At 64.8% G+C, this 6210-nt stretch carries 10 protein-coding genes; 9 read left to right on the top strand and 1 reads right to left on the bottom strand.

The window, feature by feature from the left end; genetic code table 11:
• From AC1D2K_RS27905 to AC1D2K_RS27890, 4 genes are all read left to right on the top strand, one after another.
• A partial coding sequence (locus AC1D2K_RS27905) for an AMP-binding protein (RefSeq protein ID WP_478092770.1) occupies window positions 1–1029 on the top strand: 1029 nt, incomplete at its 5' end.
• Window positions 1030–1102: 73 nt separating this feature from the next.
• On the top strand, window positions 1103–2074 hold the full coding sequence (locus AC1D2K_RS27900) for a Bug family tripartite tricarboxylate transporter substrate binding protein (RefSeq protein ID WP_478092768.1): 972 nt from the start codon (window positions 1103–1105) through the stop codon (window positions 2072–2074).
• A 7-nt stretch (window positions 2075–2081) separates the two neighbouring features.
• Window positions 2082–2366 (top strand): SDR family oxidoreductase, encoded by a 285-nt coding sequence (locus AC1D2K_RS27895; protein WP_478092766.1) that lies wholly within the window; start codon window positions 2082–2084, stop codon window positions 2364–2366.
• Window positions 2366–2491 carry a hypothetical protein gene (locus tag AC1D2K_RS27890; RefSeq protein ID WP_478092764.1) on the top strand — a complete coding sequence of 42 codons (126 nt, stop codon included), beginning with the start codon at window positions 2366–2368 and terminating at the stop codon, window positions 2489–2491. Before AC1D2K_RS27895 ends, AC1D2K_RS27890 begins: the two co-directional genes overlap by 1 nt.
• Before the next feature lie 295 nt (window positions 2492–2786).
• Here the strand turns inward: AC1D2K_RS27890 and AC1D2K_RS27885 are convergent, their stop codons facing one another.
• Complete coding sequence (locus tag AC1D2K_RS27885; protein WP_478092762.1) at window positions 2787–3002, bottom strand: hypothetical protein; 216 nt, start codon at window positions 3000–3002, stop codon at window positions 2787–2789.
• On the opposite strand from AC1D2K_RS27885, the gene AC1D2K_RS27880 reads away from it, so the two are divergent.
• The 5 genes from AC1D2K_RS27880 to AC1D2K_RS27860 form a co-directional block, all read left to right on the top strand.
• Complete coding sequence (locus AC1D2K_RS27880; protein ID WP_478092760.1) at window positions 3001–3162, top strand: hypothetical protein; 162 nt, start codon at window positions 3001–3003, stop codon at window positions 3160–3162. The genes AC1D2K_RS27885 and AC1D2K_RS27880 overlap by 2 nt on opposite strands.
• A gap of 46 nt (window positions 3163–3208) precedes the next feature.
• Window positions 3209–3511 carry a hypothetical protein gene (locus tag AC1D2K_RS27875; RefSeq protein ID WP_478092758.1) on the top strand — a complete coding sequence of 101 codons (303 nt, stop codon included), beginning with the start codon at window positions 3209–3211 and terminating at the stop codon, window positions 3509–3511.
• 119 nt (window positions 3512–3630) lie between these two features.
• A complete protein-coding gene (locus tag AC1D2K_RS27870; RefSeq protein ID WP_478092756.1) occupies window positions 3631–3834 on the top strand; it encodes a hypothetical protein in 204 nt (67 codons plus the stop codon).
• An 869-nt stretch (window positions 3835–4703) separates the two neighbouring features.
• Window positions 4704–4901 carry a hypothetical protein gene (locus tag AC1D2K_RS27865; protein ID WP_478092755.1) on the top strand — a complete coding sequence of 66 codons (198 nt, stop codon included), beginning with the start codon at window positions 4704–4706 and terminating at the stop codon, window positions 4899–4901.
• Between the two features lie 630 nt (window positions 4902–5531).
• On the top strand, window positions 5532–6210 hold a 679-nt coding region (locus tag AC1D2K_RS27860), incomplete at its 3' end, for a DUF1254 domain-containing protein (protein WP_478092753.1).

Here is a 6210-nt window from a genome sequence, read left to right as displayed (position 1 = left end):
GTGCTGCACACCTACGCCACCGCACTGCCGGATTCGTTCGACTGCTCTTCGCGCGACACGATCCTGCCGGTCGTGCCGATGTTCCACGTCAACGCCTGGGGCCTGCCCTATGTGGCTTGCATGGTGGGTGCCAAGCTTGTGTTCCCCGGCCCATGGATGGATGGCAAGTCGCTGCACGACCTGTTCGAGTCCGAAGGAGTGACCATGTCCGCAGGCGTGCCGACCGTGTGGCAGGGATTGCTGGCGCATGTCGAAGCCAACGACCTGAAGTTCAGCACCATGAAGCGCACCGTGATCGGCGGATCGACCTGCCCGCCGGCCATGATGGACGCCTTCGAGGACACGTACGGCGTTCAGGTGATCCACGCCTGGGGCATGACCGAGCTGAGCCCGATGGGCGCGTTGGGCAAGCTCAAGGGCAAGCATGCGGGCCTGGACGCGGTGCAACGCCGGGCGCTGCAAGCGAAGCAGGGACGGTCGCCGTACGGCATCGACATGAAGATCGTGGACGAGCATGGCGGCGAACTCCCGCGCGACGGCCTGACTTCGGGCGAGCTGATGGTGCGCGGTCCCTGGGTCATTGCCGCCTACTTCAAGAGCGAGGGCGGCGATCCGCTCACGTATTTCGGAGATGAGGGCTGGTTCCCGACCGGCGACGTCGCGACGATCGATGCCGACGGGTTCATGCAGATCACCGACCGCAGCAAGGATGTCATCAAGTCCGGCGGCGAGTGGATCGGCTCGATCGACCTCGAAAACATCGCGATGGCCCACCCGGCGGTGGCGATGGCCGCGTGCATCGGTGTCGCGCACCCGAGGTGGGACGAGCGCCCGCTGCTGGTGGTGGCAAAGAAGCCGGGCGCCGAGGTGACGCGCGAGGAACTTCTCGCCTTCTACAACGGAAGGATCGCCAAGTGGTGGACGCCGGACGACGTGGCATTCGTCGACAGCATTCCGCTGGGCGCCACGGGGAAGATGCTGAAGAACCAACTGCGCGAGACGTTCCGCGACTACCGGCTGCCGAACTAGGCGCCACCGGCTCAAAGCCGAACGGCTCAGTTCATTTTTTCGGCGTCACTGCCATACATAGAAGGAGACATTCATGATCATCAAATCCCTGCGGACCGGCTTGGCCGCATGCCTGTGCGCCGTGGCCACCCTCGCGGCCGCCCAAACCTGGCCCGATAGGCCGATCCGCATCGTGGTGCCTGCACCGCCGGGCGGCAGCATTGATGTGATCGCGCGCATCATGGCCGATGCGATGCAGCCCGGTCTCGGCCAGCCGATCATCGTCGACAACAAGCCCGGCGGCATGGGGATGCTCGGCGTCAACGAGTTGCTGGGAGCGCCGCGCGACGGATACACCGTGATGATGCACCTGAACGGCGCCGTGTCCGAGATTCCGCACCTGACCAAGTCGCGGTTCGACCCGTTCAAGGACATCAAGCCGATCGCGGAACTCGCGCGCAGCGGGCTTTTGTTCGTTGGCGGGCCGCAGGTGCCGGCCAACACGCTCARGGAGGTGATCGCCCACGTGAAGGCCAACCCCGGCAAGGTCAGCATCGCGTCGTACAGCACCGGCACGGTGTCGCACACGCTGGGCGTTGAGCTCAACGCGCTGGCCGGACTCGACATGCAGCACGTGGGCTACAAGGGCGCCGCCCCGGCGCTGCAGGACGTCATGGCCGGACATGTGCCGCTGATGTTCGACGGCCCCGGAACATCGGTGCCGATGGTCAAGGCCGGCAAAGTCAAGGCCTTCGCGGTCACCTCGTCGCAGCGCATGCCCGCGCTGCCCGACGTGCCGACCTTCGCCGAGCAGGGCTTCCCCGCCATGACGCAAGATGTCTGGGTCGGCCTGTGGGTCGCGAACGGCGTGCCGGCCGCTGTGCAGGACCGACTGCGCGAGGCAGCGCTCAAGGCCCTGCAGCAGCCCGCGGTGCGCGGACGCCTGAGCGGCTTGGGCATGGAGCCCGGTCAGCCCGCGACTCCTGACGAGTTGGCGAAGTCGCTGCGCGTCGCTCACGAGCGCCAAGGCGCGCTCCTGAAATCGATCAATTTCAAACCGGATTGAACCCGCATTGGAAACACGCATGAGGCGGCTTGATCGCGGCGCACTGGGGGTGGAAGGCCGCGGTTGGCGTGGTCGGATTTCGCCTGCGGCGGCGTCAGACGCCGCCCTTCGAGGCCTCATCGCCACGACCACCGAGGCCCAGAAGAACAGCCTGTTCCAGATGATCCCGATGATCCCGATGGGCCGCCTCGGTACGCCGCAGGAATACGCCTCGCTCGCCGTGTACCTGGCGTCGGATGAGCACTATCTCGCCGGCCAGGTGATCAGCCCGAACGGCGGCATGGTGATGTGATGGCCCCGTGGATTCCCCTGATCGTGCTGAGCGAACTGCCCGAGGGCAAGGGCCGGCGGGTCTGCAAGGCCGGGCTCGACCTGGCGTTGTTCAGGTCGGCGCAGACGCTTCGGCCTCTGACGTAGTGGAGCGTGCGGTGAGGGTCCGCTCGCTACAGGAGGCGCACATTGGCCCTGAACTTGGCGGTGCATGCGATCAGGCAACCCCATTGCAGTCGGTGGTGGGTGACTGCTCATGGCCGGGACCGGCTGTTGGCCGCATTCTGGCCTTTCCATGGCCGGCGTGGCGTGCGCCGTGCGGCCGCGGGCGTGCCGGCACCGCCGCTGATCGTTCTCCGCTGCCTCGCCCCCTCGCCTGGCGTCGTACTTCCGGCAGCAGCCAGTGGAACCCGCTGCAGGCGAGCCGGTCCACCCCACCAGGCTAGCGCGGCGGCGCGGGTGGCCCCGCAAGTTCAGTGGCGCGTTCTCGCAGGTCCAGTGTCATTCCGCAGCAGTGGCCCTTATTGCCAAGGCAACGTCCAGTGACGCAAAAGGCAAAGTCCGGTGACGTTCCGCAGTCCAGCGACAGCCCGAACGGATCAAGAGCTACTTCCAGCATGAGCCGGTTCGATATGCCGCTTGATTCAAGTTGGTTCATGCCGGCTCAATATTGTTCTGTCATCGGCGCCAAGTGGATCGAGCGCGAGGACCGTCTGCCGGAAGACCCGCCCGAGGACTTCGACCCCGAGTTCCCCGCCGCACCCTACGACGACGAAGCCGACGCCCACAAGTGCGAGCGCGACCGCGAGGCGAGCTGACCGCCGCGCGGCATACTCGACGTTTTCAGGGCTAGGAAGGGCCAAGATGATTGACGCCAAGAACGAGAAGCTGCAGCCGATCGACGGCCGACTGCCGATCAAGGTCGCGGACTGGTTCGCACGCCGGGCGAAAGCGCCGGGCCACACCGCCTACAGCCGCATTCACCCCGAGGCGCCCTGGTCGCCAATTCTTGACGCAGCCGAAGCGACYGAAGACCTCGTTCCGGGAGTGTTGCGGATGTTCGAACTCAAGCTGCTGCCTCACGTGACGCTTAAGGTTCCCGGCGAGAATCTGGTCTACATCAATCCGGAAGTCCACGCAAGGCTCACAGGAAGCGGCCCGGCGTAGGCACCACCAGCGCCCCCAAGACAAGCCCGCCGCGCGCGGGCTTTTTCACGCCTGCCTACAGGCGCGGACGCGAAGCGTCATAGGCCGCCTCAGATCGGCATCTCGATTAGCATTGCTCCATGAGCCTCCAGATCGAACCGCTTCCTGACGAGCGCATTCGCGCTGAAATTGGCAAGCTCATGGCACAGACCGTGCGGCTTGCAGATGAGCAAGCGAAATCCAACATTGGCGAGACCGCGTGGCTCCCGCTCGTCGCCATCATGGCGGCGGCAGGGGTTGGCGCTGCGCTGGCAATTCTCCTGTCCCGCCTCTGCGGCGGCTGAGCTTCTTGCCGCACCGCCGCAGAATGCGATGTGCACCAGGGAAATCGATGCCATCCGCACCGATGCCGCCTATCGCCGCAGGCGCAATCATCACGGGAGTGCTCTTCGCGCTTGCTAACCTACGCTAACGTTCGCGCGGATATCGCAGGCGGCAACGCGCTGCGATATCCGCTGCTCGATGGGGAGGCGTCTTTCGTGGCGCGCGACGCGCTACCGCTTCGGGCGCGGCTTCGGCGCCCCAGTATTGGGGGCGGCAGTTGATCGGACACAGGCCGAGCCAGCAGCCACGCGTCCAGTTCGCACCGCAGCCATGCCACTCTCTTTTCGGCGAGCTGGCGCGGCTGGGGGTGTTGTGGCCGATCCGAAGCGGCGCCGAACCTTGACCTCGTGAACGTGAGCAAATCCCCGCGCCTCCGAGTTGCCGCGCAATGCGAGCAAGCGCAGTCGACTGGCTCGGTTGATCAGTTCTTCATCTTCGAGATTTCCTGGCTCCGTCATGCTCATTCCTCCTGCTCGGTCATGGTGGGGCTCCTGGGGCGTCAGGCTATCCGGCGCGCGATTCGCAGTACCAAGTCTGGTGCACGAACTTCCCATGCTCATGCTCGATCCCYGAGAAGCTGATSGTGTCGGAGGCGCAAGCTACCAAGGTCGGCGCCCACAAGATGCCAAACGCTGGYTGCCTCTGGCCSGGGACTGACACGTAGAGGCCGAGSCGGGTCCGCCCCATCTTGTGGTCGAGCACCAGCATGCCGCGSGCCCAYTCCTGATCGGCGAACTCCCGATCGCTCAACTTTTTGCCGCCCCGGTAGCGCCGCTTCATCCYGACYCKCATACTGGATAAGCATACAGTCTTTTGCTATGCTGGAGGAATGGAACGCGACGACTGGATTGCAGTCTGTGCCCACCAGCTGCATCGCCAATGGCGGACTGTGGACCCCGATCAACTCGATGAGCTGGCGGCCGATCTGTGGCGCGACGAGCGATTGCGATCGCTGGCGCCGGCGCAGGCCGCCGAGGTCTGGCTGCGACCACTGGCGATGTCGACGCGGCCGCCTGGGTCGGGGTAAGCTCCGTCGCCCGTTGTCAGCCAGTTGCAGCAATTCCCGTACAAGCGCTGCACGTCCGCTTTGAGACGCATAGCCGTCTTTTTGCCCGAAAGGGCAGATGTGTTCGAGGTCGCGTCAGTACTGTCATCCCAAGTACCTGCGAGCGTTGCGTGTAAGCTGCACCCCAAACCCAAACTCCCGGAACATGAAGCGCATCCACRCCCTCGCGGCCACTGCCGCATTCAGTCTCCTCGCGCTCATGTCCTCGGAGGCGTCTGCGGTCGCCTGCGCGGCTGGTGTCTATCGTGCGGGTTGCGTCGGCCCTAATGGGGCGGTGGCGGCCAAGAAGGCGCCTGTTGTCGTGCGCCCCGCTCCGGTGACATGCGCTCGCGGTGTCTATCGTGCAGGTTGCGTCGGGCCGCATGGCGCGGCCGTCGTTCGCCGCTGAACGCAGCCCCGCACGGCGCACGAGATGCGCCGCTCACTGCGGTCTTCCGTGAACTGGAACAATTGCTGACATGGCCTGCGTGGGCGAACCGATGACCGGCCGGTCGGACTCCACGGGCCGAATCTTGTGCCAACGCTTCTCCCTGTACTCGCACCGTGGCCATGTTCGCGGGCATTCTTCCACAACCTCAACGCAGGATTTTAATGAACCCCTCGACCTCCCGGCGCATGGCATTGGCCGCGCTTCTCAGTGCTGCCGCGCTCGTCGCCGCCTGCGCTTCAAAGTCTGATCCGGTCTCCCAGGCCGCCAAGCGCGATGTGGCGGCGGGCGTGCCTGCGCCCGGGCTTGAAGAGACCAAGGCCATAGCCGAAGAAGGCTTCATCTACGGCCTGCCGCTGGTCATGAACTACGCCGTGATGAACGAGTTTGCGGTGGACACCAAGTCCAGCCAGTTCAAGGCGCCGTTCAACAAGATCAACAACCAGCACCACGTTGCCACCTACSAGGATACGGCGATCGTCACGCCCAACAGCGACACGCCCTATTCCTTTGTCTGGATGGAYCTGCGCGCAGAGCCGATGGTGATTTCGGTCCCCGCCGTGGAGAARCAGCGCTACTACGCCGTGCAGCTCATCGACGGMAATACCTACAACTACGGCTACATCGGCAGCCGCGCCACCGGTAGCGAGCCAGGCAACTACATGGTGGTTGGCCCTGACTGGAAGGGCGACATGCCCGCTGGCATCAAGAAGGTCTTCACGTCGACGACCCCGTTTTCGCTTTCTCTTTTCCGCACCCAACTCTTCAACCCCAAGGACATCTCGAACGTCGAGAAGGTGCAGGCGGGCTACAAGGCGCAGCCGCTTTCCGCGTTTCTGAAGC

Source organism: Variovorax sp. P1_H12_2 (assembly GCF_056405335.1).
This window is presented reverse-complemented; position numbering and strand designations above follow the sequence as displayed.